The organism is Streptococcus sp. F0442, assembly GCF_000314795.2.
Taxonomy (GTDB): Bacteria; Bacillota; Bacilli; order Lactobacillales; family Streptococcaceae; genus Streptococcus.
The window spans coordinates 81774-107832 of sequence record NZ_KB373315.1 but is presented as its reverse complement, the minus strand read 5'-3'; the positions used below and the strand labels follow the sequence as shown (position 1 = coordinate 107832).

The 26059-nt window shown below is 44.4% G+C and carries 31 protein-coding genes and 1 pseudogene; 1 reads left to right on the top strand and 31 read right to left on the bottom strand.

The window, feature by feature from the left end:
• Positions 1–185: 185 nt before the first annotated feature.
• The 16 genes from HMPREF9186_RS06915 to tgt form a co-directional block, all read right to left on the bottom strand.
• Positions 186–371, bottom strand: a complete 186-nt coding sequence (locus HMPREF9186_RS06915; RefSeq protein ID WP_001085699.1) for a type Z 30S ribosomal protein S14 — start codon at positions 369–371, stop codon at positions 186–188.
• A 17-nt stretch (positions 372–388) separates the two neighbouring features.
• Entirely contained in the window at positions 389–931 is a 543-nt protein-coding gene (gene rplE / locus HMPREF9186_RS06910; RefSeq protein WP_003009606.1) for a 50S ribosomal protein L5, read from the bottom strand.
• Positions 932–954: 23 nt separating this feature from the next.
• Positions 955–1260 (bottom strand): 50S ribosomal protein L24, encoded by a 306-nt coding sequence (gene rplX / locus HMPREF9186_RS06905; RefSeq protein WP_003002315.1) that lies wholly within the window; start codon positions 1258–1260, stop codon positions 955–957.
• A 73-nt stretch (positions 1261–1333) separates the two neighbouring features.
• Positions 1334–1702 carry a 50S ribosomal protein L14 gene (rplN, locus tag HMPREF9186_RS06900; protein ID WP_003002384.1) on the bottom strand — a complete coding sequence of 123 codons (369 nt, stop codon included), beginning with the start codon at positions 1700–1702 and terminating at the stop codon, positions 1334–1336.
• Positions 1703–1727: 25 nt separating this feature from the next.
• Positions 1728–1988 (bottom strand): 30S ribosomal protein S17, encoded by a 261-nt coding sequence (gene rpsQ, locus HMPREF9186_RS06895; RefSeq protein ID WP_000440801.1) that lies wholly within the window; start codon positions 1986–1988, stop codon positions 1728–1730.
• Positions 1989–2011: 23 nt separating this feature from the next.
• The gene (gene rpmC, locus HMPREF9186_RS06890) at positions 2012–2218 is read right to left on the bottom strand and encodes a 50S ribosomal protein L29 (RefSeq protein ID WP_003002350.1); all 207 of its coding nucleotides are present in this window, start codon (positions 2216–2218) and stop codon (positions 2012–2014) included.
• A gap of 9 nt (positions 2219–2227) precedes the next feature.
• Positions 2228–2641, bottom strand: coding sequence for a 50S ribosomal protein L16 (rplP, locus tag HMPREF9186_RS06885; protein WP_000960947.1), 414 nt, complete (start codon positions 2639–2641; stop codon positions 2228–2230).
• A gap of 3 nt (positions 2642–2644) precedes the next feature.
• The gene (rpsC, locus tag HMPREF9186_RS06880) at positions 2645–3298 is read right to left on the bottom strand and encodes a 30S ribosomal protein S3 (protein ID WP_003002336.1); all 654 of its coding nucleotides are present in this window, start codon (positions 3296–3298) and stop codon (positions 2645–2647) included.
• Between the two features lie 12 nt (positions 3299–3310).
• Complete coding sequence (rplV, locus tag HMPREF9186_RS06875; protein WP_000818139.1) at positions 3311–3655, bottom strand: 50S ribosomal protein L22; 345 nt, start codon at positions 3653–3655, stop codon at positions 3311–3313.
• Between the two features lie 11 nt (positions 3656–3666).
• A complete protein-coding gene (rpsS, locus tag HMPREF9186_RS06870) occupies positions 3667–3948 on the bottom strand; it encodes a 30S ribosomal protein S19 (RefSeq protein ID WP_000533766.1) in 282 nt (93 codons plus the stop codon).
• 96 nt (positions 3949–4044) lie between these two features.
• Positions 4045–4878, bottom strand: a complete 834-nt coding sequence (gene rplB / locus HMPREF9186_RS06865; protein ID WP_000512900.1) for a 50S ribosomal protein L2 — start codon at positions 4876–4878, stop codon at positions 4045–4047.
• A gap of 17 nt (positions 4879–4895) precedes the next feature.
• Positions 4896–5192: a 50S ribosomal protein L23 gene (locus HMPREF9186_RS06860; protein WP_003009593.1), complete on the bottom strand. Its 297-nt coding sequence runs from the start codon at positions 5190–5192 to the stop codon at positions 4896–4898.
• Positions 5192–5815, bottom strand: a complete 624-nt coding sequence (rplD, locus tag HMPREF9186_RS06855) for a 50S ribosomal protein L4 (protein WP_003009591.1) — start codon at positions 5813–5815, stop codon at positions 5192–5194. The genes HMPREF9186_RS06860 and rplD overlap by 1 nt, the downstream gene beginning before the upstream one ends.
• A 24-nt stretch (positions 5816–5839) precedes the next feature.
• The gene (gene rplC, locus HMPREF9186_RS06850; RefSeq protein ID WP_003010846.1) at positions 5840–6466 is read right to left on the bottom strand and encodes a 50S ribosomal protein L3; all 627 of its coding nucleotides are present in this window, start codon (positions 6464–6466) and stop codon (positions 5840–5842) included.
• An 81-nt stretch (positions 6467–6547) separates the two neighbouring features.
• A complete protein-coding gene (rpsJ, locus tag HMPREF9186_RS06845; RefSeq protein ID WP_003009585.1) occupies positions 6548–6856 on the bottom strand; it encodes a 30S ribosomal protein S10 in 309 nt (102 codons plus the stop codon).
• A 432-nt stretch (positions 6857–7288) separates the two neighbouring features.
• On the bottom strand, positions 7289–8431 hold the full coding sequence (gene tgt, locus HMPREF9186_RS06840; protein ID WP_009732026.1) for a tRNA guanosine(34) transglycosylase Tgt: 1143 nt from the start codon (positions 8429–8431) through the stop codon (positions 7289–7291).
• Between the two features lie 154 nt (positions 8432–8585).
• On the opposite strand from tgt, the gene HMPREF9186_RS06835 reads away from it, so the two are divergent.
• On the top strand, positions 8586–9455 hold the full coding sequence (locus tag HMPREF9186_RS06835; protein WP_009732025.1) for a DUF975 family protein: 870 nt from the start codon (positions 8586–8588) through the stop codon (positions 9453–9455).
• Between the two features lie 70 nt (positions 9456–9525).
• Here HMPREF9186_RS06835 and HMPREF9186_RS06830 read toward each other — a convergent pair whose 3' ends face one another.
• The 15 genes and pseudogenes from HMPREF9186_RS06830 to thrC form a co-directional block, all read right to left on the bottom strand.
• On the bottom strand, positions 9526–9978 hold the full coding sequence (locus tag HMPREF9186_RS06830) for a CoA-binding protein (RefSeq protein WP_009732024.1): 453 nt from the start codon (positions 9976–9978) through the stop codon (positions 9526–9528).
• A gap of 134 nt (positions 9979–10112) precedes the next feature.
• Positions 10113–12758: a DNA polymerase I gene (gene polA / locus HMPREF9186_RS06825; protein WP_037614125.1), complete on the bottom strand. Its 2646-nt coding sequence runs from the start codon at positions 12756–12758 to the stop codon at positions 10113–10115.
• 257 nt (positions 12759–13015) lie between these two features.
• Positions 13016–14479, bottom strand: coding sequence for an alpha-L-fucosidase (locus tag HMPREF9186_RS06820; RefSeq protein WP_009732022.1), 1464 nt, complete (start codon positions 14477–14479; stop codon positions 13016–13018).
• A gap of 141 nt (positions 14480–14620) precedes the next feature.
• Positions 14621–15397, bottom strand: coding sequence for a tryptophan synthase subunit alpha (gene trpA / locus HMPREF9186_RS06815; protein WP_009732021.1), 777 nt, complete (start codon positions 15395–15397; stop codon positions 14621–14623).
• Position 15398: 1 nt separating this feature from the next.
• On the bottom strand, positions 15399–16604 hold the full coding sequence (gene trpB / locus HMPREF9186_RS06810; RefSeq protein WP_009732020.1) for a tryptophan synthase subunit beta: 1206 nt from the start codon (positions 16602–16604) through the stop codon (positions 15399–15401).
• The gene (locus tag HMPREF9186_RS06805; RefSeq protein ID WP_009732019.1) at positions 16594–17181 is read right to left on the bottom strand and encodes a phosphoribosylanthranilate isomerase; all 588 of its coding nucleotides are present in this window, start codon (positions 17179–17181) and stop codon (positions 16594–16596) included. The genes trpB and HMPREF9186_RS06805 overlap by 11 nt, the downstream gene beginning before the upstream one ends.
• Positions 17168–17935: an indole-3-glycerol phosphate synthase TrpC gene (gene trpC, locus HMPREF9186_RS06800; protein WP_009732018.1), complete on the bottom strand. Its 768-nt coding sequence runs from the start codon at positions 17933–17935 to the stop codon at positions 17168–17170. Before trpC ends, HMPREF9186_RS06805 begins: the two co-directional genes overlap by 14 nt.
• Entirely contained in the window at positions 17932–18936 is a 1005-nt protein-coding gene (trpD, locus tag HMPREF9186_RS11655) for an anthranilate phosphoribosyltransferase (protein ID WP_037614169.1), read from the bottom strand. The genes trpC and trpD overlap by 4 nt, the downstream gene beginning before the upstream one ends.
• A 9-nt stretch (positions 18937–18945) precedes the next feature.
• Positions 18946–19506, bottom strand: a pseudogene (locus HMPREF9186_RS11650) (aminodeoxychorismate/anthranilate synthase component II); the annotation flags it as partial.
• The gene (gene trpE / locus HMPREF9186_RS06790) at positions 19503–20861 is read right to left on the bottom strand and encodes an anthranilate synthase component I (RefSeq protein ID WP_009732016.1); all 1359 of its coding nucleotides are present in this window, start codon (positions 20859–20861) and stop codon (positions 19503–19505) included. The pseudogene HMPREF9186_RS11650 and the gene trpE, both read right to left, overlap by 4 nt.
• A gap of 579 nt (positions 20862–21440) precedes the next feature.
• On the bottom strand, positions 21441–21803 hold the full coding sequence (locus HMPREF9186_RS06785) for a DUF1304 domain-containing protein (RefSeq protein WP_009732015.1): 363 nt from the start codon (positions 21801–21803) through the stop codon (positions 21441–21443).
• A 15-nt stretch (positions 21804–21818) separates the two neighbouring features.
• A complete protein-coding gene (locus HMPREF9186_RS06780) occupies positions 21819–22247 on the bottom strand; it encodes a MarR family winged helix-turn-helix transcriptional regulator (RefSeq protein ID WP_009732014.1) in 429 nt (142 codons plus the stop codon).
• Positions 22248–22515: 268 nt separating this feature from the next.
• Positions 22516–23145, bottom strand: a complete 630-nt coding sequence (locus HMPREF9186_RS06775) for an HAD-IA family hydrolase (protein WP_009732013.1) — start codon at positions 23143–23145, stop codon at positions 22516–22518.
• Complete coding sequence (locus tag HMPREF9186_RS06770) at positions 23142–24422, bottom strand: MATE family efflux transporter (RefSeq protein ID WP_037614122.1); 1281 nt, start codon at positions 24420–24422, stop codon at positions 23142–23144. Before HMPREF9186_RS06770 ends, HMPREF9186_RS06775 begins: the two co-directional genes overlap by 4 nt.
• A gap of 50 nt (positions 24423–24472) precedes the next feature.
• Entirely contained in the window at positions 24473–25957 is a 1485-nt protein-coding gene (gene thrC / locus HMPREF9186_RS06765; RefSeq protein ID WP_009732011.1) for a threonine synthase, read from the bottom strand.
• Positions 25958–26059 lie beyond the last annotated feature (102 nt).

Here is a 26059-nt window from a genome sequence, read left to right as displayed (position 1 = left end):
GCAAGTTGCACTTGCTAGTTAATGATTGAGCTAGGCTCAGAAAATTTTGATACATGCAAACGAGAATATACTCATTTGAACACGAGCCACAATCTGGGCAAAAAAGCTAGGTTTGATTCGGAACTCCGCTCCGTCACCAAATCTCCTATTTTTGCTGAGGTTGTTACGCTCTTTGTATCATACTATTACCAAGATGCTTTTGTGACACCTGGGATTTGACCTTTGTATGCCAATTCACGGAAGCAAACACGGCAAAGTTTAAACTTGCGGTAAACTGAGTGTGGACGTCCACAACGTTCACAGCGAGTGTATGCTTGAGTAGAGAACTTCGCTGGGCGTTTGTTCTTAGCAATCATAGATTTTTTAGCCATTAGTTTTACCTCCTATATTATTTTGCAAACGGCATACCGAGGCCAGTAAGCAATGCACGTGATTCTTCGTCTGTGTTCGCTGTAGTTACGATTACGATATCCAAACCACGAGTTTTATCAACATCATCAAAGTTGATTTCTGGGAAGATCAATTGTTCTTTCACACCAAGTGTGTAGTTTCCACGTCCATCAAATGATTTTGTTGGGACACCATGGAAGTCACGTACACGTGGAAGTGAAACTGTTACCAATTTATCCAAGAATTCGTACATACGTTCACCACGAAGGGTAACTTTTGCACCGATCGCAACACCTTCACGAAGACGGAAGCCGGCGATTGATTTTTTAGCCTTAGTGATCAATGGTTTTTGACCCGAGATCAAAGCAAGCTCTTCAGCAGCTTTTTCAAGGTTTTTAGCATTTGATACTGCATCACCAACACCCATGTTCAAGACAATTTTATCAACTTTTGGCACAGCCATAACAGATGAATAGTTGAACTGTTCAGTCAATGATGGTACTACTTCATTAAGGTATTTTTCTTTTAAACGATTAGCCATTATACTTCTCCTTTCCTTCGTGATTAGTCAAGCACTTCGCCTGATTTTTTGTTGTAGCGAACTTTTTTGCCGTCTACAAATTTGTAGCCAACACGTCCAGCAACACCGTTTTTGTCCAACACTTGAACGTTAGAAGCATGAATTGGAGCTTCTTTTTCAACGATAGCACCTTGAGGGTTTTCGTTATTTGGACGTTGGTGTTTCTTGATGATATTTACACCTTCTACAACAACTTTATTTACTTTTGGAAGAGCAGTAAGAACAACAGCTTCTACGCCTTTGTCTTTACCAGCGATAACGCGAACTTTGTCGCCTTTTTTTACAAACATTTCTTTCTCCTTTTATTCTTACGCCCGATGGGCACCCTGGCTAAGCCAGGGGACTGTGTTTGTTATTTATTGATTAAAGTACTTCTGGAGCAAGTGATACGATCTTCATGAAACCACCGTCACGCAATTCACGTGCAACTGGGCCAAAGATACGAGTTCCGCGAGGAGTTTTATCGTCACGGATGATCACTGCTGCATTTTCGTCGAACTTGATGTATGAACCATCTTTACGACGAGCACCTGATTTAGTACGAACGATAACAGCTTTTACAACGTCACCTTTCTTAACCGCACCACCAGGAGTAGCTTGTTTTACAGATGCAACGATTACATCTCCGATGCTCGCGAATTTACGTTTTGAACCACCAAGAACTTTGATGGTCAAGATTTCGCGTGCGCCACTGTTGTCAGCGACTTTCAAACGAGTTTCTGTTTGAATCATTTACGTTTTCTCCTTTCAGGTATGATTAGATGATGACCGCTTCTTCAACGACTTCTACAAGACGGAAGCGTTTTGTAGCTGAAAGCGGACGAGTTTCCATGATACGAACGATATCGCCTTCTTTAGCAACATTGTTTTCATCATGAGCTTTGTATTTTTTAGAATAGTTGATACGTTTACCATAGACTGGGTGGTTACGTTTAGTTTCAACTACAACTGTGATTGTTTTGTCCATTTTGTCAGACACAACGCGTCCAACAAGAACTTTACGATTATTGCGTTCCATTGAAATTCTCCTTCCCTAGTCTATTATTTAGCTTCTGATTGAACAGTTTTGATACGAGCGATTTGTTTTTTCACTTCTTTCAAACGTCCAGTTTGTTCCAATTGACCAGCAGCCGCTTGGAAACGAAGTTCAAACAATTCTTTCTTCAATTCATTTTCACGCTTCGCGAGTTCTTCTTGAGAAAGACCACGAAGTTCTTTAACAAATTCTTTTACTTCTGTAAGTTTCATGACCTCTCCTTATTCTGCTTCACGTTTCACAAATTTAGTTTTAACTGGCAATTTGTGGCTAGCAAGACGAAGCGCTTCGCGTGCGATCTCTTCAGATACACCAGCAATTTCGAACATCACTTTACCACGTTTAACTGGTGCTACCCAACCTTCAGGAGCCCCTTTACCAGATCCCATACGTACCCCGATAGCTTTAGCGGTGTATGATTTGTGTGGGAAAATCTTAATCCAAACTTTACCACCACGTTTCATGTAACGAGTCATGGCGATACGAGCAGCTTCGATTTGACGGTTTGTGATCCAGTGGCTAGTTGTAGCTTGAAGACCGTATTCACCGAATGCTACTTCTTTTCCACCTTTTGCTTCACCGCGCATTTTACCACGGAATTCGCGACGGTGTTTTACACGTTTAGGTACTAACATTGGTTATTTACCTCCTTTAGCGTCTTTACGAGCTGGAAGAACTTCACCACGGTAGATCCATACTTTAACACCAAGTTTACCGTAAGTAGTGTCTGCTTCTTCCCAAGCGTAATCGATATCAGCGCGAAGTGTGTGAAGTGGAACAGTTCCTTCAGAGTATCCTTCTGCACGGGCAATATCTGCACCGTTCAAACGACCTGATACTTGAGTTTTGATTCCTTTAGCTCCAGCACGCATAGCACGTTGGATCGCTTGTTTTTGTGCACGACGGAAAGCAACACGTTGTTCCAATTGACGAGCAATTCCTTCACCAACAAGGTGAGCATCCAAGTCAGGACGTTTGATCTCAATGATGTTGATGTGTACTTGTTTACCAGTCAATTTGTTAAGAGCTGCACGAAGTGCATCAACGTTTGCTCCACCTTTACCGATAACCATACCTGGTTTAGCAGTGTGAAGTGAAACGTTAACTTTGTTTACTGCGCGTTCGATTTCAATAGTTGAAACGGCTGCGTCAGCCAATTCTTTTTGAATGAATTTACGGATTGCAAGATCTTCATGAAGGTAATCCGCGTATTCTTTTTCAGCATACCATTTGGCATCCCAATCACGGATGATACCAACACGCATACCAATTGGATGTACTTTTTGACCCACGAGTTTACCTCCTTATTTTTCTGCAACAGCTACTGTGATGTGAGCTGTACGTTTGTTGATTGGTGAAGCTGAACCTTTCGCACGTGGACGGAAACGTTTCATAGTTGGTCCTTCGTTTGCGAATGCTTCAGATACTACCAAGTTAGCTTTTTCCAAACCAAAGTTGTTTTCAGCGTTTGCTACTGCTGAGTTCAACACTTTAAGGATGATCCCTGCAGCTTTGTTTGGTGTGAATGTCAAAATAGCGATGGCATCGGCTACGCTTTTACCACGGATGTTGTCAAGAACAAGACGTGATTTACGAGGTGAAACACGCACTGTACGAGCCATTGCTTTAGCTGAAGTAATTTCTGCCATTTATGTTCTCCTTATTTTCTACGTGTCTTCTTGTCGTCTGCCGCGTGACCTTTGTAAGTACGAGTTGGTGCAAATTCACCAAGCTTGTGACCTACCATGTCTTCTTGGATGTAAACAGGTACATGTTTACGTCCATCATAAACTGCGATAGTGTATCCGATGAAACTTGGGAAGATCGTTGAACGACGTGACCAAGTTTTAATTACTTTTTTCTTTTCGTCGTTTGCTTGAGCTTCAACTTTTTTCATCAAATGCTCATCGACGAAAGGCCCTTTTTTAAGACTACGTCCCATTTTGTAATTTTCTCCTTTAAAATTTAGTACCACAGCGGCTTGCGCTGCTATGCAGCGCTACCGAGCTGGCGGAAAGTGTAAGCTAGTTGCTTATGATTATTTTTGGTTGCGACGACGAACGATAAGTTTGTCAGATTTCGCTTTCTTGTTACGAGTTTTAAGACCAAGCGCAGGTTTACCCCAAGGAGTAGATGGCGCTTTACGTCCAACTGGTGCTTTACCTTCACCACCACCGTGTGGGTGATCATTCGGGTTCATTACAGAACCACGAACTGTAGGGCGAACACCTTTCCAGCGGTTACGTCCCGCTTTACCAAGGTTTACAAGTCCATGTTGTTCGTTTCCGACAACACCAACTGTAGCACGGCAAGTTCCAAGAATCATACGAACTTCGCCTGATTGAAGACGAACAAGTACATATTTACCTTCAGAACCCAATACTTGAGCAGAAGCTCCAGCAGCACGTACCAATTCTCCACCTTTACCAGGTTTCAATTCAATGTTGTGGATCAAAGTACCAACTGGGATGTTAGCAAGTGGAAGAGCGTTTCCGACTTTGATATCTGCTTCTGGTCCTGATACGATACGTTGACCTACTTCAAGACCTTTAGGGGCAATGATGTAAGCTTTCACACCGTCAGTATAGTGTACAAGCGCGATGTTAGCTGAGCGGTTTGGATCGTATTCGATCGTTTTAACGACTGCTTCAACTCCATCTTTGTTACGTTTGAAATCGATCAAACGGTAATGACGTTTGTGTCCACCACCTTGGTGACGAACAGTGATACGACCGTTGTTGTTACGACCTGCTTTGTTTTTAAGAGAAACAAGCAAAGTTTTCTCAGGTGTGTTTGTTGTGATTTCAGCGAAATCCAAAGAAGTCATATTACGGCGACCGTTTGTTGTTGGTTTATAAACACGAATTCCCACGATATTTCCTCCTTAGATTATTCAGCTTCAGTAGCAAACAACTCGATTGCTTTAGAATCAGCTGCAAGCGTGATGATAGCTTTTTTAGTTTTTGAAGTAAAACCAGTGTAACGTCCAACGCGTTTTGCTTTAGGTTTTACGTTTACAGTGTTCACATTCGCAACTTTTACACCTTCAAACGCAGCTTCAACAGCTTGTTTGATCAAAAGTTTGTGAGCGCGAGTGTCAACTTCGAATACATATTTGCCTGCTTCAAGTTGAGCCATTGACTTTTCAGTGATAACAGGTTTTTTGATAACATCATACAAATTCATTATGCAAGAACCTCCTCGATTTTAGAGATAGCTGCTTGAGTAACAAGAAGTTTGTCACTATTTGCGATGTCAAGAACACTTGCAGTTGTAGCAGTCGCAACTTTCACGTTTGGAAGGTTACGAGCTGAAAGAGCTGCGAATTCGTTTCCTTCTTCAAGAATAACAAGGACTTTAGAATCGATGCTCAAAGCTGCAAGAACTTTTGCAAATTCAGCAGTTTTTGGAGCTGTAAATTCAAGAGAATCAACGGCTACAAATTTGTTTTCAGCAACTTTTTCTGAGTAAACAGATTTAAGTGCAAGGCGACGAACTTTTTGAGGAAGTTTGTACGCATAGCTACGTGGAGTTGGTCCGAAGACGATTCCACCACCACGCCATTGTGGAGAGCGGATAGAACCTTGACGAGCACGTCCAGTTCCTTTTTGACGCCATGGTTTGCGTCCGCCACCTGAAACGGCTGAGCGGTTTTTAACTGCGTGAGTTCCTTGACGAAGACTAGCACGTTGGCTGATGATCACATCAAATACAACTGCTTGGTTTGGTTCGATACCAAAGATCGCATCGTTAAGAACAACTTCGCCCGCTTGTTTACCAGTTTGGTCGAATAATGTTACATTTGCCATTTTGACTGTATTCCCCTTTCCTTATTATTTACCAGCTTTAACTGCTGACTTGATAGTGATAAGAGATTTCTTAGCACCTGGTACGTTACCTTTGATAAGGATAACGTTCTTTTCTGGAACAACTTGTACAACTTCAAGGTTTTGAATTGTTACACGATCGCCACCCATGCGTCCTGCAAGGTTTTTACCTTTGAATACGCGGTTAGGTGCAACAGGTCCCATAGAACCTGGACGACGGTGGTAACGAGAACCGTGAGCCATAGGTCCACGTGATTGTCCGTGGCGTTTGATAACACCTTGGAAACCTTTACCTTTAGAAGTACCAGTTACATCAACAATGTCTCCAGCTTCGAAAGTGTCAACTGTGATTTCAGCACCAACTTCCAAGCCTTCAACGTTTTTGAATTCACGAATGAAGCGCTTAGGAGCCGTGTTAGCTTTTGCTACATGTCCTTTAGCAGGTTTGTTGCTCAATACTTCGCGTTTGTCATCGAAACCAACTTGGATAGCGTTGTAACCATCTGTTTCAACAGTTTTAACTTGAAGAACAACGTTTGGAGTTGCTTCGATAACTGTTACAGGGATCAATTCGCCAGCTTCAGTGAAGATTTGAGTCATTCCCACTTTTTTCCCTAAGATTCCTTTTGTCATGAGAAAATAGTTCCTTTTCTATAGTTTTTTATTCAAAAAGTTTTTAACGAGCGTTTTTCATGCTCTTGATCAAGCTTTAGATTAAAGTTTGATTTCTACGTTTACACCACTTGGGAGATCCAATTTCATCAAAGCGTCAACTGTTTTTTGAGTTGGGTTGATGATGTCGATCAAACGTTTGTGTGTACGCATTTCGAATTGTTCGCGAGAATCTTTGTATTTGTGAGTCGCACGAATAATTGTGTAGAGGCTACGCTCAGTTGGAAGTGGGATTGGACCCGCAACTTGTGCACCTGTACGAGTAGCTGATTCTACGATTTTTGCAGCCGCTGTGTCGAGTGTACGGTGTTCGTACGCTTTCAAACGGATGCGGATTTTTTTGTTTGCCATCTTTTTCTCCTTTTCGTCTATTTAAGATAATAGGCTAGCTCCACAAGAAAACCGACGCGCGTTGCGTGGCAATGCAACCGAGCGTGTCGCAACCTCTTGCATCAAAGCTAATAGCTGTTTTTTCACAGCACCATAGTAGTTTAACACAATGAAAGCCTCAATGCAAGGGATTTGAATAGATTTTTTTCGTTTTTTTAATGAAAGTGTTTTCGTAAATAAAAGAGCGCAAAAAAAGTTGCTATTATATAGAAAAAAGGGAGCGAGACAGAACAAATTTATATCCAATTTGTTCGTCGTCTCGCCCCCGCACAGTTGATTAGGTTATCTTTGGAGCTTAACAAGCTCCAAAGATACCAATCAACCACTGCGTCTCGCAGTTATTCCTATTATTCTCAGATGGCTGCAATCTTTGTTCTTGCTATTTAGCTCTTCCTAGAAATTCCGTCCTGACTTGTTATAGCCATATTTTTCGACGAAATGCTCCCGGAATTCTAAGAGATTGTCATCCATGATGGCTTGACGGACCTGCTTCATGAGGTTAATCAAGAAATAGAGGTTGTGATAACTAGTCAAGCGAATGCCGAAGGTCTCATCTGCCTTGAGGAGGTGGCGAAGATAAGCCCTGGTGTAATTCTTACAAGTGTAGCAATCACACTCGTGATCTAGTGGCGTAAAGTCTTCAGCAAATTGTGCATTTTTCACCACCAGGCGTCCTTGACTAGTCATACAGGTACCATTTCGCGCAATCCGCGTCGGCAAGACACAGTCAAACATGTCCACTCCACGAATAACGCCATCGATCAGACTGTCTGGAGCTCCTACTCCCATGAGATAGCGAGGCTTGTTCTCTGGCAAGAGCGGAGTTGTGAAATCCAGCACCGCATTCATCTCTTCATGGCTTTCCCCAACAGCTAACCCACCGATAGAATAGCCTGGGAAGTCCATACTGACCAGATCACTCGCAGACTGACGACGCAAGTCTTCAAAGCCAGCCCCTTGAACAATCCCAAAAAGGCCTTGATCATGAGGGCGACGGTGAGCCTTAAGGCCACGTTCTGCCCAACGACTGGTCCGTTCGATTGATTTTTTCACATAATCATAAGGCTGATAGAACTGGGGACATTCGTCAAAGGACATCATGATGTCACTACCTAGATTGTTTTGGATCGAGATGGCTTTTTCCGGAGAAAGGAACATTTTCGAGCCGTTGAGGTGGTTTTTAAAGGTCACCCCTTCTTCAGTGATATTGCGGGTATCCGCTAGTGAATAGACCTGGAAACCTCCACTATCCGTCAAAATTGGCTGATCCCAGTTCATGAACTGGTGCAGGCCTCCTGCTTTTGCGACCAAGTCATCCCCTGGACGAAGCCAGAGATGGTAAGTATTAGCCAAGATAATGCCCGAGCCCATCTCTTTAAGTTCTTCTGGCGATTGGGTCTTAACGGTTGCCTGAGTCCCTACAGGCATAAACATGGGGGTTGGGAAAGTCCCGTGGGGGGTGATGATTTCTCCTAACCGCGCTCCTGTATGCTTTTCTTTTTTGATTAATCGATATTGAATCGGTGAATCTGTCATGGTTACCTCCGTACTGGGAAAGACAGTCCCAGCCTTCTTTTTTCCTGTCACAGGATTTTTCCTGTGAGCACCTGTACGATTGTACCAAATTTTACCAGCTCTGTCACGGACTTATGTTATAATAAAAAGTATTACTATGAAGAGAGTATCATCTATGAACCTTAAATTAATTCGCCTTCGAGCACGCACCATGCAAGTCCAGCAACCGGGCTTAGCTATCCTATTTGCCCTGCCAGTCCTATTGACCATTCTTGCTAACTTTCTCTTAAGCGGGCAAAATCTGATTGATTTGCTAGCAGATATGACCTTACAGCAAGCAAGTATCTACATGATACAGCTACAGCTCTTTCCCTCTGTTGTTGCCTTCATCATCTCCATTTTAGTGGTTGGTGCGACTTTTAGCTATCTGGATGCGCTCAATCCCAAGATCGAACACCGAGCACGGGTCTTGGATATCTTTCAACAGGATCGCTTCACCCCTGTCTTCATCACATTGTTCTTAAAGCAAGTCATCCTCTTTTTATGGGGGCTCATCCTCTATGCCGGGAGTCTCGTTAGCACCTATGCTAGCACTCAATTCTTGGCTATTTACGACAAGGTCAGCAATCCCAGCACTTTGACGGCTGCTAGTCCTGAATTTCAGGCCATGATGCGTCAAATGCCTCTGATGACAGCAGGTGTCGTTCTAGGCCTGCTTGGTCTCCTCTTTTACTTGCCACAGTACTATAGTCTCAGCCTTGTCGAATTGATCCTCTACGAACAACTACGAGACGGCGACTACAAGGGAGCTTTGGGAGTCCTTCGTCAAAGTCGTGAAACCATGAAAGGCTTCCGCAGCAATCGCCTGGTACTCGATTTAACCTTGTTTGGATGGTACTTCCTGAATTACTTCACGCGCGATGTCATTGGTTTTTATACTATGCCTTATTTTATCAACTGCCAAATTGCATTTTACGATCAAATCAAGCAGATCAAACAAGGGCCGCGCCATTTCACAGGCCATCCAAGCTATGAAACGAAATAAGAGTAAGAAGAAAACCCCAGTTTCCTGCTGGGGGTTTTCTTCTATCGTTCTACTGTTAATTTCTTGTCATTTATAAACCGTATAGAGAGTCTCCTAAGATCAGTCGGGTGTGTTCCCGTTTAATACAGCGGTTCATGACGATATCTCCTCGTCCAGCTCCACGAAGGATTTCTTCTGCTTCTTGATTTTCCAGCTCTAGTTGTGCCCAGAAAATCTTCGCATCCGATTCTATAAAGTCACGCGCTACATCTGGCAAAAACTCACTGCGACGGTAAACATCGACGATATCTACTGGGAAAGGAATTTCCTGCAAGCTAGCGTATACCGTTTCTCCAAGGATTTGCCCACCGGCTGCACGAGGATTAACGGGAATAATCCGATAGCCCCGCTCTTGCATCTCCTTGCTGACACGATGGCTGGTCGTATCTTCACGGTCAGATAATCCAACTACAGCAATGATTTTACTGGTTTCTAGGTAATGTTTGATAATGCCATCACTAGGATTGCGAAATGAATAGGCCATATGAATCTCCTTTTGTATGCGTTTCCTTTCTTTAAATAGTATAACAATACGAAGGGCATTGCAAGTGTTTGTCGTTAAAAGCGGTAGAAAACTGAAAAGTCTCCTACCGCTTTCTGTTTTAAACAAACTCGATCTTATTTGGCTTCATACCATGTTTTGCCTTCATTCTCATCGGCTTCCAGTGGTACCGCAAGCTCAATAGCGGATTCCATGGTCTCTTTGACGAGTTCTTTGATCGCTGCCAGCTCCTCACTTGGTACTTGCAGAACGATTTCATCGTGGACCTGAAGAAGCATCTTGGTCTTGTATGCTCCTCTTTCTAGCGCTTGGTCCAAGTGGATCATAGCAATTTTCAAGATATCGGCTGCCGATCCTTGGATCGGTGAGTTGATAGCCGTCCGCTCCGCAAAGCCTCGAACATTGAAGTTGCGAGAATTGATATCTGGAATCTCCCGACGACGCTTGAAGAGAGTCTCCACATAGCCTTTATCACGCGCTTCCCGCACCACTCTCTCCATATAGTCCTTGATGCCAGGGTAGCGTTCGAAGTAGGTCTCAATGTAGGCCTTAGCTTCTTTTCGGCTGATCCCTAGGTTGTTAGACAGTCCAAAGTCGGAAATTCCATAAACCACACCGAAGTTTACTGCCTTGGCATTGCGACGGTCATTCGGTGTCACGTCTTCTGGTTTTTCAATATTGAAGACCCGCATCGCAGTCGATGTATGGATATCTGCCCCATGTTTAAAGGCATCAATCAAATGCTCATCTCCCGAAATATGGGCTAAGACGCGCAATTCGATCTGTGAATAGTCTGAACTCAACAAGACACTGTTTTCCTCTTCTGGGACAAAGGCCTTGCGAATAAGACGGCCTTGCTCCAAACGGACAGGGATATTTTGCAGGTTGGGATCCACGCTGGACAAGCGTCCTGTCTGCGTTAAATCCTGTACATAGCGGGTATGGATCTTTCCATCTTCCAAAATCCAGTCTTGAAGACCGATGACATAGGTCGATTGGATCTTAGCAATTTGGCGGTATTCAAGAATCTTAGACACGATCGGGGCGATTGGAGCCAGGCGTTCCAAGACATCAACAGCTGTGGAATAGCCGGTTTTGGTCTTCTTGGTGTATTCAAGAGGGAGTTTCAATTTTTCAAAGAGGATGACACCCAATTGTTTTGGAGAATTGATATTAAATTCTTCTCCAGCAAGCTCATAGATTTCTTGAGTCAAGCGCTCCAAGACTGCTTCGTTTTCCACCTGCATATCTTGAAGGGTCTGGCGTTCCACCTTAATCCCCGCGATTTCCATCTTGGCCAAAACAGCTGCTAGTGGTTGCTCCATATCATAGAGCAGATCTAGTTGGTCGTGAGCTTTTAGTTGCTCCATCATAGGCTCTTCAGTGTCTAGCAAAACAGCGACTTTTCGGGCCAAATGCTCTAATAGGACCGCCTTTTCTGGAATGGCTTTTTTTGCTCCCTTGCCATAAACGACTTCGTCCAGCGGTAGTGCAATCTGGCTATAGAGACTGGCAATGGTTGAAATTTCATTGTCCTCTACGGTCGATAAGAGATACTTGGCCAATCGACTGTCAAACGCGGGATTTTGAAGGGTAATGCCCAAGTGGGTAAGCAAGACTTTGGCCCGTTTGAAGTCATAGACCTTGAGCGGTGTTTTTTCTAAAAATTCTTTGAAAATCGGTGTTTGTAAAAGACCAGTATCTGTACTCGCGTAGAGCTGACCTTTTGTCCCCCATGCAAAACCAATGATGGGTTCTGTATGGTAGTTGTCACCAAACATCTCAAAATGGAAGAAACTATCTTCCGTGAGCATATCGGAAGTGACTTGCTCGACTTCTGTGTAGTCAAGGGCTACAGGAGTTGTCGCTTCTCCGCTCAAATCCAAGGCCTGACGGAGTTGCTTAAAGCCCATCTCCTCATAAAATTTGGCGAGATTTTCTAGATGAGGACCCGTATAGGTGATATCGTCCAGCCCAATTTCAATAGGCGCATTGGTATCGATGGTCGCCAAAGTCTTAGACAGATAGGCCTGTTCCTTGTCGTTGATGAGGTTTTCCTTCATCTTAGAAGCCTTCATCTCATCAATATGCTCATAAATGCCATCGAGAGAACCGTATTCTAGGAGTAGTTTAATCCCGGTCTTTTCTCCAATCTTGGTGACACCTGGGATGTTATCCGACTTATCTCCCATCAAGGCCTTGAGGTCGATAAATTGCTCTGGTGTCAGTCCCATCTTTTCTTTCAGATAGGCTGGAGTGAATTCCTCAAACTCCGCCACTCCTTTTTTTGAGATTTCAACCACCGTATTGTCATCTGTCAGCTGGATCAAATCCTTATCCCCTGAAACAATGGTCACATCAAAAGGATCAGAAGTTGATTCTGCCAACTTGTCCAGCGTTCCAATAATATCATCTGCTTCATACTGGGTCAGCTCATAATGGCGGATTCCCATATGATCCAGTTGTTCACGAATGAAAGGAAACTGCTCGCGGAACTCATCTGGTGTTTTTGCACGGCCCCCTTTGTAGTCGGCATACATCTCCGTCCGAAAAGTCGTCTTTCCTGCATCAAAAGCTACGAGGACATGGGTTGGTTGGATGCGCTCCAAGAGATGGCTCAACATAAGGTTAAAGCCATAGACCGCATTGGTATGCAACCCATTGGCATTTTTGAAGCGATCAATTTGATTGTAGAGTGCAAAAAAGGCACGAAAAGCGACGGAAGACCCGTCGATGAGTAGTAATTTGTTCTTTTTTTCCATAGGCCTATTATACCACGAATCACAAGGTCTCTGGTACATAAAAACTCTACCCTTTCGGGTAGAGCCTTCTTTAGGAGTTTCTTATGAAAAATGAAGAGAAGCGTTTATTCGCCGTAACAAGACCCTTGTTGTGGCAATTTCTTAAAGCGTTTTGGATAATTGACTGAGATTTTCATTTTCTGTACCTCATTTCTTATTGGATGAGTACAGTATACAAGAGAAACCTAAACCATTCCTTATAGAAAGCTTCAAGAAAACTAAAAACTGAGACGCAAAACACGCGGTTGTTTTTTGCTGCAAGCTGGTAATCGAAGGTGGAGCCCTTGGTCATCTTGACTCCAAGAAAGGAGCTGGCTTTCTCCAAGGAGCTCTACCTGCCGAATACGCGCATGAAGGATTCTCGGTTGCTTGAGATCATAGGCGAGAGACGGCAAGGTCAGCTCTTCTGTCCGTCCACTTGGTTCCAGCTGAATAGCATAAAGTAGGCCTTCACGCATGGTATAGCGGAAATCTTGGTTGGTATAGAGTGGCGCTTTCCCATCTGAGAAGGAACCTTCCTGGGCCTCGGTCGGTCCGTCCGACGACACCCGCCAAGGCCGGCTCTGATAAATGGCTTCTCCGTTTACCGCCAGCCACTCCCCGATCTCTGTGAGAATGTCTTGGTCTTGCTCAGGGATAGTGCCATCTGCCTTGGGTCCAATATTGAGCAGAAGATTGCCATTTTTTGCCACAACATCAACTAAATTTTGTAGCAATTCCTTACTGGTCTTGTAGGCTAGATCCTGGGTATAACACCAAGAATTACGGGCGATCGCGGTATCCATTTGCCACGGAAAGGCTTGCGTCTCTCCGTATCCTCCCCGCTCCATCTCGACGATTCCTGAACCAAAAGGTAGGGCATCCTGTTTGTAACAAACAGCCACCTTGCGATCCTCTTGTGCTGCTAGATTGTAATAATACGCCAAAAAGCGCATCAAGTAAGGACGGAAACTCTCATGCTGGATCCACCAGTCAAAATAAAGGAGCTCTGGCTGGTAGTCCCGCACCAGTTCACAGGTTCGCGACAGCCAATCTTCCAAGAATTCTTTACTTGGATAAGGCTTGGAAGTCAGATCAAAATGATCCTTTGGCTCTGGCTCGGCTGGCCAATAAAGGCTGTCTCTTGGGACTTCTTGCGGAATGTCACTAGCAAACTCCTTGCCATGTGAAAAGAAAAACTGGTGCTCTGCCCGGTGAGAAGATGTACAGAAGTGTAGACCACGTTTTTCTGCTTCCGCCCTCAGTTCTCCTAAAACATCTCGTCTTGGCCCCATTTCTAAGCTATTATAAGGCGAGAGAGTAGAGGCATACATCTGAAAACCATCGTGGTGCTCCGCAACTGGGAAAAAATACTGAGCGCCTGCTTTTTGAAAGAGATCCAGCCAAGATGCCGGATCAAATCGATCTGCTGTAAAGAGAGGAATGAGATCCTTGTAGCCCAAGCTAGCCTGGTCTCCAAAATACTCTCGATGGTAGTCATAGCAAGGATTCCCTTGGATATACATATTTCGTGAATACCACTCTGAACCGAAGGCAGGTACACTGTAGACCCCCCAGTGGATAAATATTCCAAATTTAGCATCCCGATACCAGTCTGGACAAACTTGATGGCTAAGAGAGTCCCAGCTTGGTTCAAAAGGGCCTGACTGGACGACTTGATCAATCTCTTCAAGGCTTATCATTCTCTTCTCCTCTTTTCTTATTACTATCTCTATTGTATCGAGAAACCCTCGTTTGTAAAGACAAACGAGGGCAATGTTTAAAATAGTAGACAAAGAGCTTGATCTAGGAGAATCGAGCCAATTACAAATAGAATAGACCTGTTAGCCCTTCACTGCTTGAGAAATAAAATGAGAGATGGCTTCTGTCTCCCCTTGGTGGAGAGCCTTAACGATTTTGGACCCCACAATAACCCCATCTGAGACCTTGTTGAAACGATGAACATCCTCCATGCTGGAAACTCCAAAACCTGTTAAAACGGGAATGGAGGCTATTTCGTGTAATTGGGCCAAGTGGTGGTCCAAATCATCTCGATAGCTACCAGCTTTGCCCGTCACTCCGTTAACCGCTACAGCATAGATAAAACCTTCTGCATCTTGGATCAATTTCTTCTGACGCTCGATTCCTGTAGTTAAACTCACCAGTGGCACCAAGGCGATGTCTTTATCCGCTAACAGAGGCTCCACCAGATCCGCATGCTCATGAGGAAGATCTGGAATAATCACCCCTTTGACCGCTGTTCCTTCTAAATCTCTAAAGAAGTTTTCGAGCCCATATTGGAACAAGGGATTGAAATAAGTCATAATGACCAAAGGAACACTTGTCTTCAGGCGCTGGATCGTTTGCACCAGTTCCTCTGTCTTCGTCCCATGGGCTAAACTTCGTAGTCCTGCCTCTTCAATCACAGGGCCATCTGCCACCGGATCCGAAAAAGGAATACCAACTTCAATGGCTGAGACACCAAGATCTTCCAAAAATTGGATGGTTTCCTGCAAACCTGCTAAGCCTTTTTCATGATCTCCTGCCATGATATACGGAACAAAGATCCCTCGTTGCTGATCTTTCAGCTTTTGTAAATGCTCTGTTAAGGTCTTTCCCATCTTACTCCCCTCTCTCTTGTTCTAGGCGGTCTTTGACTTGTACCACATCTTTGTCCCCACGACCTGATAAGCAAACGATCATGGATTTTTCAGGACCCATCTCCTTGGCCAATTTCACCGCATAGGCGATAGCATGGCTCGATTCCAGGGCTGGAATGATTCCTTCCACTTTTGAAAGCAATTGAAAAGCTTCTAGGGCTTCTTGGTCTGTCACAGGCACATAGGTTGCCCGCTTGATGTCATGGAAATAAGAATGCTCTGGCCCAATCCCTGGATAATCGAGACCTGCTGAAATCGAGAAGGCTTCTAAAATCTGTCCATGGGCATCCTGTAAAACATCCATCAAGGCGCCGTGAAGGACTCCTGGACGTCCCTTGGTCAAGGTTGCTGCATGCTGGTCTGTATCTACCCCAAGTCCAGCTGCTTCCGCACCATACATGGCAACAGATGTATCCTCTACAAAAGGATAGAAGAGACCAATGGCGTTCGATCCGCCTCCTACACAGGCTAGGACGGCATCTGGCAGAGCCCCGTCATTTTGCTCTGCAAATTGGCGTTTAGCTTCCCTGCCAATGACACTTTGAAAATCACGGACAATCTCTGGGAATGGATGAGGCCCTAGAGCAGATCCCATGATATAGTGGGTATCCTCCACGTTTGCTACCCAGGCTCTAAGGGCAGCATTAACTGCATCCTTGAGGACACGCGACCCATCTGTTACCGATTGAACCTTTGCCCCCAACAACTCCATCCGAAAGACATTAAGGGCTTGGCGTCTGACATCTTCTTCCCCCATGTAGATGGTACATTCCATATCAAATAAGGCAGCGGCCGTTGCCGTTGCAACACCGTGCTGTCCGGCCCCTGTTTCTGCGATGACCTTCTTTTTACCCATTCGGTGTGCCAGCAAAACCTGTCCTAAAGCATTATTAATTTTATGAGCCCCTGTGTGGTTGAGATCTTCTCTTTTTAGAAAGATCTTGGTTCCACCGACATACTTGGTTAGATTCTTAGCGTAATAAAGCGGTGTTTCCCGACCGACATATTGTTTCAGAAGCTGATCCAATTCTTCTTGAAAAGAAGGATCTGCTTGACTTTCTCTGTAGGCTTCTTCTAATTCTAAAACTGCTGTCATCAAGGTTTCAGGGACAAATCGTCCCCCGAACCGCCCATAAAATCCGTTTTTATCTGGTTGTTTATATGCCATGCTTGACCCTTTCTATAAATCGTTTTATCTTTTCTTGATCTTTTTTTCCATTTGTCTCGACCCCACTGGATACATCCACCGCATAAGGATGAAAGAAGCAAATAGCATTTGCTACATTATCTTCCGTCAAGCCTCCTGCAACAAAGAAGGGCTTTGTAACGTTTTGACTTTCGAGCTTTTGCCAGTTAAAAGTCTCTCCACTTCCTGCTACAGGAGCATCAAAGAGCAGATAATCGGCACCGGTCTCAGGAAGTGCTGCATCTTTCCCCACTTGAACAGCGCGAATCGTTTGTTGGGGAAACTCTTGCAAGATGGCATCATCCATCGGTCCATGCACTTGTATCAGATCCAAGCCCACAACTTGGCAAGCTTGCTCCACTTCTTCTTTCTGTGGCGATACAAAAACTCCGACTTTTTGAACCCCCTTTGGAATCCCTGTAGCCAACTGCCGGGCTTGCTCCAGTGTCACCTGCCGTTTGCTCGGCGCAAAGACAAAACCAATGTAATCTGCACCAGCTTCAACAGCGGTCTGGATAGCTTCTGGGGTGGATAATCCGCAAATTTTAACCTTTGTCAATCTGCAACTCCTTTACTTTTTCAGCCACATTGTCTGCCTTCATGAGGGCTGTCCCAACGAGAATACCATTAAAATAAGGAGCCAGCATGCGCACGTCTGCTGCTGTAAAAATAGCAGACTCAGAGATGTAAACCGGTTCTTGTTCAAAATTGGTCGCCAATTCAAGGCTAGTATGGAGATCTGTCTCAAAGGTCACCAAGTTGCGATTATTGACCCCGATGATCTGAGCCCCAATCCGGTGAGCTACCTCTAGTTCTGTCAGATTATGGGTCTCCACCAAAACCTCTAGGCCAAGATGGGTCGCAAACCCATAGAGCTCCTTCAGACGAGCCTCTGATAAGGTTGCGACAATCAACAAGATCACAGTCGCCCCTGCGTTTCGCGCCCGAATCACTTGCTTTTCATCCACAATAAAATCTTTATTGAGGGTGGGGATACGTACTTGACTAGATATTTCCCGGAGATACTCGATACTGCCCTTGAAAAACACTTCATCAGTCAAGACAGAAATCATCACGGCCCCATTTTCTTCGTAAGTCTTAGCCTGCGCGACGATATCCACATCGACATGAATATCTCCCAGACTCGGACTAGCCTTTTTCACCTCTGCGATGACCTGAAGCTTATCTAGATGACTCTTTAAGTAATCATACAAGCGGTAAGTCTCGCGCAAAGGTTGGAGCTCCTCTTCTTTCATCACAGCCACTTCACGCGCTTTTTCCTTTAGAATCTTTGGCAAGAATTCTTGACTCATTTTTGATACTCCTGTAATAATCTCAATTTCTCAAGGGCAGCCCCACTGGCAATCACTTCCCGTGCCAAGGCAATCCCCTCCTTGATAGAATCTACCTTGCCGTTGGCATAAAAACCAAGGCCTGCATTTAAGACCGTCACCTCTAAGAATGGACTCGCTTCATTCTTCAAGACACTGAGCAAAATTTCTGCATTGCATTTAGCGTCTCCACCACGTACTTGGTCAATTCCGATGCGCTCCATTCCCATGTCTTCTGGTTGAAAGCTGGATAAGGCAACCTGTCCATTTTCCAAAATAGCGAGCTGGGTTTCTCCATCAAGGCCTGCCTCGTCCAAACCTTGTGGGCCACTCACTACCACTGCGCGTTTGCGACCCAAATTTTTTAGAATCTCCGCTGTACTTTCTAGCATGTCCGGACGACTGGTTCCCAATAGCTGGGTTTCTAGAGGAATCGGATTGATCAGAGGACCGGTCAAATTCATCACTGTTGGAACTCCTAGCGCCAAGCGAGCTGGCATAATATAGCGCATGCCAGGATGCAGATTTTTGGCAAATAGAAAGACAATGCCCGCTTTTTCAAACACTCGACCTAAATCTTCTGGACCCAAATCAAGGTTTATCCCTAGAGCTTCTAAGACATCAGCAGAACCGGATTTGGAAGAGATCGAGCGATTCCCGTGTTTCGCCATCTTGACACCGCCACCAGCAAGGACGAAGGCAGCTGTTGTTGAAATATTAAAACTATAAGAACGATCGCCCCCCGTTCCACAATTGTCCATCGCTCCTTGAACTTCTGTAGGAATAGCGACCGCATGGGCCTGCATCACTTTTGCAATAGCCGTCCGCTCTTCAACCGTTTCTCCCTTCATTTTGAGACCTAGAAGAAGGGCCGTCACCTGTGCTTCTGAAGCACGACCAGCGACAACTTCCTCCATAGCCGCTTCTAATTCTGCGCCGGTTAGATCTATTCCTTCCGCTACCTTTGCAAGCACTTGTTTCATCTTCCGCTCCTTAACTAGTTTGACAAAATTTTCGATGGTCTTGAGCCCATCTGGCGTCCCGATACTTTCTGGATGGTATTGAAAACCATAAATCGGTAAGCTGCGGTGTTGAATTCCCATAATTGCTTGATCATCCGTCGTCCGAGAGGTAATGACAAACTCCTCTGGCATGTCTTCAATCGTCAGCGAATGGTAGCGCATGACCGGAACTTCTTTTGCGACACCCGCATATAGCGGAGAGGGAGCTTCTAGCTGGATCTGGCTTTGTTTGCCATGCATGACCTGAGGGGCCAATCCCAAGCGTCCTCCAAAAACTTCTGCAATCGCTTGATGTCCCAAGCAGATCCCCAAGATTGGTTTGACCCCCGCGAAATCTCGGATCATCTCCTCCATCTTGCCCGCATCCTTTGGCCAACCTGGACCTGGAGAAAAGACTAAGGCATCTGCTTCTTGGGCAACTTGGTACAGATCCGGATCATCATTTCGAAGCACCTGAACCTCATCAAATTTCCCGATATACTGCGCTAAATTGTAGGTAAATGAATCGTAATTATCGACTAATAAAATCATCCTTCTTCTCCAATCCTTGTCATCGATTTTGCCTTATTGACGGTTTCTTGGTATTCATTTTCAGCAATCGAATCATAAACAATTCCTGCTCCGGCCTGCACATAAGCCTTCTTATTTTTGAGGATCATGGTCCGAATCGCAATAGCAAAATCGAGATCCCCCGTCACAGAGAGATAGCCAATAGCCCCCGCATAGACCCCTCGTTTCTCTTTTTCAGCCTCATAGATCCGCTTCATGGCTCGAATCTTGGGAGCACCCGAAACGGTCCCTGCTGGAAGAGTTGCCTTCAGAGCCTCAATGGAGGCTAGTCCAGGAAGTAATTGCCCCTTGACCACACTCGTCAGGTGCATGACATAACGGAAGAATTCCACTTCCATATATTTGGTTACTTCAACTGATCCATTTTGAGCGATACGACCAATATCATTTCGTCCTAGATCCACCAACATCCGGTGTTCTGCAACTTCTTTTGGATCCCCTGTCAACTCAGCCACCAATTGCCGATCTGCCTCTTCATCGATCCCTCTTGGACGCGTGCCGGCAATAGGGTTGGTCGTCACCACTCGATCCTTGACCGATACCAGACTTTCTGGACTAGCACCGATAATTTGGTACTCCCCAAAATCATAAAAGTAGAGATAATTCGAAGGATTGGTCACGCGCAAATTGCGGTAATAATCTAGCGGTTTCCCCGAAAAATCAGCTGAAAAACGTTGACTGAGCACACATTGGAACATATCTCCTTTTCGAATATAGTCCCGCGCTAAAGCCACCATTTCCTCAAACTCTTTTTGCTCCAAATGATTGTGGAAATGAAGAGCATGCAGATCCTTGTCCTGAAACTCTTCCTTTGCAGGTGTCGCCAACTGCTCTAACACTTGCTCCAGACTCGACACTTGTTCTGCTTCACTTCGTCCACTATAGAGGTTCTCTTCCACCACATAGACCTTTTCCTTTTTGTGATCAAAAATCACATAGCTTTCATATAAGAAAAAGTGAAGATCTGGAGTGCCGATCGTATCCTCAGGAATAGAACCGATGTTCTCATAGAGGCCAATCAAGTCATAGCCGACAAATCCAATCGCTCCTCCGTTAAAAGGAAGCTCTTCGGAAGTTTTCGTTTTGACCGTGATGTGATTCAAAAAGTCCAAAGGATCCTCTTCGACAATCTGATCATTGTAATAGAGAATGCCATGTTCAAACTTGATTTCACTGACTGGCCGATAGGCCACAATTGAAAAACGCGCATTCTCTTTTTCACGAGGGATCGACTCCAAGATCATTTTATGGGGCGCATCCAAACGCATATAAGCCAAAATTGGACTCAAAACATCCGCAGATAAAACTTTTTTCATATCAAAAACCTCTCTTCTAGAACTTTTTTATTCTAATGAATTCAGCTGTACCCTGGCTGGCTAAGGCTATCAAGGTTATCCCATCGCTCTATTTCGCTTTGGGATCAATGTGCCTAAGCTCGCTTCGCTTGCTAAGGCTATCAAGGATATCCCACGCTCTGTTTGCGCTTTGGGATCTATGTGCCTAAGCTCGCTTCGCTTGCTAAGGCACATAGAAAAGCCCTCACACAAAAACTGTGTGAGGGCGTAGTGTCCGCGGTGCCACCTCTTTTATAGGGAAAAATAGCTGGTCTTTCCCTACATCTCGATCTCCTCTATCAAGGAGTTGCACGGTAAGGGGTGCCAACCGAATTCACATGGGTTAGAATTCATTGATCATAACAGTCCAATTTTCATCAGTCACTATTGCTTGTTCACAATTCCCACAAGCTCCCTGAAAATAGCTGACTCATTACTTTTCTGTTGCTACCATTATAACCCTTTTTCTTAGAAAGTCAATAAAATTTTTAGTCTTTTTTTATACTTTTTCTACACTAATTTAATACAATCAGCTCAAAGATCCCTAGTGGTTCGTACTTTTTATCCTAAAAATAGGATACTCAACAATGCTAAAATTGCAGGACCGCCTTGGGTCAAGATAATCTTTTTATTAGCTGTCATCGCACCGTAGGCCGCGGCTCCAATAATAAAAAGTACAAAAATCGTAACAATTTCAATATTTTTAGAGACAAACAATCCATACAAGAGGAAGACACCAATCAAGGCATTGTAGATTCCTTGATTCTTAAATAAAGAGGTCACAGATGGGCGAGCGAGTTCTTCTTTATCCATGTTGAAAACCCGACTGGTGGTATCAGATGTAGTTCTGATGCTCTCCAAATAAAAAATATACAAATGCTCCAGTGCAGCAAGACTTGCTAAAATAATCGTCAGTAATGACATCGTAGATTCTCCTTTTTATTCGACTGTTATTTGTTCAATGCCAGATACTAATTTGTCCAGCAGGTAAGAAAATTGCTCTTGTTCTTGAGCAGTCAAAATCCGACTCATCTGTTCTTTCACCGCCACATGATGGCGAGGGGGATGTTTGACCAACCGATTATAGGCCGTATCCGTCAAATGAATTAAGATTTCCCGCTGGTTTTTTGGATTTCGACTCCGATGGACAAACCCTTCCTTTTCCAATATTTTGAAATGTCGGGTTAAAGCCGCTGGATCAATCTGCAAGCGTTCCTGAACCGCGATCTGATTGCAAGGTGCTTGTTCTAATAAATCCTGCAAAATTTGATAGCGTGTTAGGCTAATCCCTAGGCGCTTTTCAAAAAGTTGCGTAGTTGATTGATCCGCCAAGCGTAGTTGGTAGAGCAAATCATTCATTTCTTCCATATTCCTTCCTCTATTCATTTTTGATAAATCAATAATTGACTAATCAATTGTAAAATATTTCATATCCTCTTGCAAGGAAAAGAGCTTGCACTGTTTTTTCGCACAAAAAAAGCCGCCTGATTGGGCGACTCTTAGGGAGATTATTATGAAAAAGAAAAGTTTTAGGATTTTTCTAAACAAAGTTAGGAGGTCTTTGTTTATGATTCTATTATAGCGGACATTTCTTAAAGAAAGCTTACGACTTTATTTCAAAATGAAAACAAATTCTTTACAGATTCTTTTCAACGTTTAAAATAGCTGGAATATCTAATAAACTTTCCATCTGATGATTACCTTCATAGTCAGACGTCAAGAAATTGATACTCTGAATCTGGCTATTTCTTGCAAAGTCAATATCCAGGCTCCGATCCCCTATATAGTAGATCTTTTCCGGATGCAACCCATACTTCTCTATCAGATACATGGCAGCTTCTGGGTCAGGCTTGCGGGCAAAACCACTTTGACTGGTCAAAATCTCTGTAAAAAAAGATTCCAAGCCCAAGTCCCGCAGGATGACCAAGGCATTCTCTCCCTTATGGGTATAGACAAATTGTTCTATCCCAGCATCCTTCGCCCAAGATAAGACATCACGCGCTCCATCCATCAGAAGGACCTGGGCATTTTTCTCTGATAGACTTTCTGCTCGGCGATGATTCAAGTCCGTCACATCCAGTTGATACTCTGCTGCCACCGCTACTAAAAGATCTTGAACCGAATGCTTCAAGATGTAGTCTTTAATGCTGGCTCGGTCAAACGGAAGCTGATAAGATGCATAGGTCTCCTCAAGACCTGCTAAAATAGCATCATAGGAATCCAGCAAGGTCCCATCCAAATCCCAAATAAAGGCTCGTTTTGTCATTTTTTCTTCTCTCCTACTTTTCGTCTATAAAGCTGACTCAAAAATAGCCAACGAAAGCCATTGTCCAGCAAGGTCCCCGTCCAGACTCCTGGAAGACCCAAGCCAAGAGTTACTCCAAGCAGATAACCGGCTCCAATTCGAATGACCCACATGCCAATCGTCGTTGCATAAAATGGAAGCTTCCCATTTCCCAAGCCTTGCCAAACAGCTGTATAGATGACCGTTCCTGCTGTAAAGGGTGTTCCTAACAAAGAAAAGAGGACAACCGAAAGGCTAGCTTCTACTGCTTTTGTATCTTGTGTGTAGAGATGGGTCAGAAGGGTGCCCCCAAAAAAGATTCCCAAGGCAATAGGTAACATTAACACGAAGGACAAGCAGTAAGACTGCTTTCGAAGGCGATCAATCTGCTCAAGATCCCCTTCACCCAGGCTCCTTGCTACGAGCATGACCGTCGCTGTGGCCACTCCAAATACAGGCATATAGTTAAACTGGGTCAAGGTCTCTCCGATGGCATTTCCTGCGACTGCCTCAGTCCCAAACGCAACCACAATCGCAATAATCACCACATCTCCAGCCCGCATCATCAGCCGCTCTCCGGCCGCTGGAAGTGCTAAGTTCAAGAGCTTACGATCCAATCCCCAACGAAGGGAGGCAAAGGGTAGCCGGACCTTTTGCCACAAGAGGACAACCCCAACCAGACGGGCTAGCACAGTCCCCAAAGCTGCTCCGACAATGCCCCAACCAAAAAGGAAAATAGCCACAGAGGAGAATAGAGCATTCAAAACATTGGTCAACAAGCTGACATACATAGGAAGACGTGGATTGTTTGCCACCCGAACCAAGGAGCCCAGGGTCGTCATCAAGCCTAAGAGAACAATAGTCCCACCGACCAAGGAAAGGTAAATCCCCCCACTTTCGGCGACTGCAGCTTCAGTCCCCAACAGCGAAATCATCTGCCGTCCAAATAACAGAGATGCCCCTCCTAAGAGAGCACTCAACAACAAGGTCACCTTCAGCGACTCTGTCGCATGGTAGGCAATGGTGTCTTGATTTTTTTCGCCCAAGCTTTTAGACATGACACTGGCAACTGCCGCACCCAGTGCCAAAAAGATGGCCTGATAGATGGTGATGATGTTTCCTGCGACGGAAACACCTGAAATGGCAATCAAGCCCAGGTGAGCCACTAAATAAGAGTCCACCATGCCCATCAGCATTTGTAAGAAATTTTCACCCATGGCAGGAAGGGCGATGTTTAATATTTTTTTGTATGAATTCATGCGTATAGAAAAGAGCCAAACGGCTCTTTTGATCTTTCTAATAGGGAGAATTACAGTCCCAAGTAGTCTTCGACAGCTGTTTGCATATCTTGGGCTGCAACGCTTGTACGATGGCGAACCGGTGCAGTTTCAAGACTGTCTACAGCAGGTGGTACAGGGACTCCTGAGAGGGTGTGTAATTTGGCCAAGGCTTCGAAATCACTTAGGCCTGTCTCACCTGTTACGGCTTCTACCGCTACAACTGGAAACTTATAAGGACTAGCTGTAGAGGCAATGACTGTTTTAGCAGCATCCCCTGTTTGGCTAAGGTATTTTTGATAAACGGCTGATGCAACAGCTGTATGAGGGTCTTCGATGTAATCAGACGCTTCATAGACCCGCTTGATCTCTGCGGCAGTTTCTGCTTCATCTGCGTATGCAGCCGCAAACAAATCTAAGATGTCTGCATCAAAATTGGACAATTGGTACTGACCTGTTGCAACAAGGCTTTCCATCAATTCTTTGGTCTTTGTGGCATCATTGCCAACCAAGTGGAAAATCAAGCGTTCCAAGTTTGAAGACACTAAGATATCCATCGATGGACTAGTGGTCACCTTGAAGCTACGTTTCTTATCATAGACGCGTGTTTTAAAGAAGTCTGTCAGAACATTGTTTTCGTTTGATGCACAGATCAATTTTCCAACTGGAAGACCGATTTGTTTGGCATAGAAAGCAGCCAAGATATTTCCAAAGTTTCCTGTTGGAACAGTGAAATTGACTTTTTCTCCCGCTGTGATTTGACCTGTCTTCACCAATTGAGCATAGGCGTATACGTAATAGACAACCTGAGGTACCAAACGGCCAATGTTCATCGAGTTAGCTGATGAAAACTGCATCTTGTTGGCTGCTAATTTTTCACGAAGGGCCACATCATTGAACATGTGTTTGACATTGGTTTGGGCATCGTCAAAGTTTCCATCAATGGCGATCACATGGGTATTGTCCCCAGTTTGAGTGGTCATTTGCAACTCTTGTACCTTGCTGACACCGTCTTTTGGATAAAAGACGATAATTTCCGTACCTGGAACATCGGCAAAACCTGCCATGGCAGCTTTACCTGTGTCTCCAGAAGTCGCGGTTAAGATGACAATCTTGTTTTCCAAACCGTGCTTCTTGGCAGCTGTCGTCATAAAGTAAGGCAAGATAGACAAGGCCATGTCTTTAAAGGCAATGGTTGAACCGTGAAAGAGTTCCAAGTTGTATTGGCCATCAAGTTTGACAAGAGGCGCAATGACTGGTGTATCAAACTTGCTGTCATAGGCGTTGGTGATACAGTAGTCCAACTCTTCTGCTGTAAAGTCGTCCAAAAATGCTGACAAGACAAGCTTGGCCACTTCTTGGTAAGAAGCATCTTTGAGGGTGTCAAAATCTAACTCTACTTGAGGGTATGCAATGGGGGTAAACAAGCCACCATCCGTCGCTAAACCTTGAAGGATAGCTTGACTGGCTGTTACGGTATTTTTTTCATCTCGTGTTGATTGGTAAACTAGTGTCATGACTGATTCATTCCTTTACTTGTTATCTTCTCATTATATCATAAAAGGCTTGGAAATTTATTGGCTTTTCACCAAATATTCGGAATTGATGCTCTTAGAAAG

What these genes read in the sequence shown, in the direction of transcription:
- HMPREF9186_RS06915 (WP_001085699.1), bottom strand. Translation starts at nt 371, where the DNA reads ATGGCTAAAAAATCTATGATTGCTAAGAACAAACGCCCAGCGAAGTTC.
- rplE (WP_003009606.1), bottom strand. Translation starts at nt 931, where the DNA reads ATGGCTAATCGTTTAAAAGAAAAATACCTTAATGAAGTAGTACCATCA.
- rplX (WP_003002315.1), bottom strand. Translation starts at nt 1,260, where the DNA reads ATGTTTGTAAAAAAAGGCGACAAAGTTCGCGTTATCGCTGGTAAAGAC.
- rplN (WP_003002384.1), bottom strand. Translation starts at nt 1,702, where the DNA reads ATGATTCAAACAGAAACTCGTTTGAAAGTCGCTGACAACAGTGGCGCA.
- rpsQ (WP_000440801.1), bottom strand. Translation starts at nt 1,988, where the DNA reads ATGGAACGCAATAATCGTAAAGTTCTTGTTGGACGCGTTGTGTCTGAC.
- rpmC (WP_003002350.1), bottom strand. Translation starts at nt 2,218, where the DNA reads ATGAAACTTACAGAAGTAAAAGAATTTGTTAAAGAACTTCGTGGTCTT.
- rplP (WP_000960947.1), bottom strand. Translation starts at nt 2,641, where the DNA reads ATGTTAGTACCTAAACGTGTAAAACACCGTCGCGAATTCCGTGGTAAA.
- rplV (WP_000818139.1), bottom strand. Translation starts at nt 3,655, where the DNA reads ATGGCAGAAATTACTTCAGCTAAAGCAATGGCTCGTACAGTGCGTGTT.
- rpsS (WP_000533766.1), bottom strand. Translation starts at nt 3,948, where the DNA reads ATGGGACGTAGTCTTAAAAAAGGGCCTTTCGTCGATGAGCATTTGATG.
- HMPREF9186_RS06860 (WP_003009593.1), bottom strand. Translation starts at nt 5,192, where the DNA reads ATGAATTTGTATGATGTTATCAAAAAACCTGTTATCACTGAAAAGTCA.
- rplD (WP_003009591.1), bottom strand. Translation starts at nt 5,815, where the DNA reads ATGGCAAATGTAACATTATTCGACCAAACTGGTAAACAAGCGGGCGAA.
- rplC (WP_003010846.1), bottom strand. Translation starts at nt 6,466, where the DNA reads ATGACAAAAGGAATCTTAGGGAAAAAAGTGGGAATGACTCAAATCTTC.
- rpsJ (WP_003009585.1), bottom strand. Translation starts at nt 6,856, where the DNA reads ATGGCAAACAAAAAAATCCGCATCCGTTTGAAAGCGTACGAACACCGT.
- tgt (WP_009732026.1), bottom strand. Translation starts at nt 8,431, where the DNA reads ATGACAGATTCACCGATTCAATATCGATTAATCAAAAAAGAAAAGCAT.
- HMPREF9186_RS06835 (WP_009732025.1), top strand. Translation starts at nt 8,586, where the DNA reads ATGAACCTTAAATTAATTCGCCTTCGAGCACGCACCATGCAAGTCCAG.
- HMPREF9186_RS06830 (WP_009732024.1), bottom strand. Translation starts at nt 9,978, where the DNA reads ATGGCCTATTCATTTCGCAATCCTAGTGATGGCATTATCAAACATTAC.
- polA (WP_037614125.1), bottom strand. Translation starts at nt 12,758, where the DNA reads ATGGAAAAAAAGAACAAATTACTACTCATCGACGGGTCTTCCGTCGCT.
- HMPREF9186_RS06820 (WP_009732022.1), bottom strand. Translation starts at nt 14,479, where the DNA reads ATGATAAGCCTTGAAGAGATTGATCAAGTCGTCCAGTCAGGCCCTTTT.
- trpA (WP_009732021.1), bottom strand. Translation starts at nt 15,397, where the DNA reads ATGGGAAAGACCTTAACAGAGCATTTACAAAAGCTGAAAGATCAGCAA.
- trpB (WP_009732020.1), bottom strand. Translation starts at nt 16,604, where the DNA reads ATGGCATATAAACAACCAGATAAAAACGGATTTTATGGGCGGTTCGGG.
- trpC (WP_009732018.1), bottom strand. Translation starts at nt 17,935, where the DNA reads ATGAGTCAAGAATTCTTGCCAAAGATTCTAAAGGAAAAAGCGCGTGAA.
- trpD (WP_037614169.1), bottom strand. Translation starts at nt 18,936, where the DNA reads ATGAAACAAGTGCTTGCAAAGGTAGCGGAAGGAATAGATCTAACCGGC.
- trpE (WP_009732016.1), bottom strand. Translation starts at nt 20,861, where the DNA reads ATGAAAAAAGTTTTATCTGCGGATGTTTTGAGTCCAATTTTGGCTTAT.
- HMPREF9186_RS06785 (WP_009732015.1), bottom strand. Translation starts at nt 21,803, where the DNA reads ATGTCATTACTGACGATTATTTTAGCAAGTCTTGCTGCACTGGAGCAT.
- HMPREF9186_RS06780 (WP_009732014.1), bottom strand. Translation starts at nt 22,247, where the DNA reads ATGGAAGAAATGAATGATTTGCTCTACCAACTACGCTTGGCGGATCAA.
- HMPREF9186_RS06775 (WP_009732013.1), bottom strand. Translation starts at nt 23,145, where the DNA reads ATGACAAAACGAGCCTTTATTTGGGATTTGGATGGGACCTTGCTGGAT.
- HMPREF9186_RS06770 (WP_037614122.1), bottom strand. Translation starts at nt 24,422, where the DNA reads ATGAATTCATACAAAAAAATATTAAACATCGCCCTTCCTGCCATGGGT.
- thrC (WP_009732011.1), bottom strand. Translation starts at nt 25,957, where the DNA reads ATGACACTAGTTTACCAATCAACACGAGATGAAAAAAATACCGTAACA.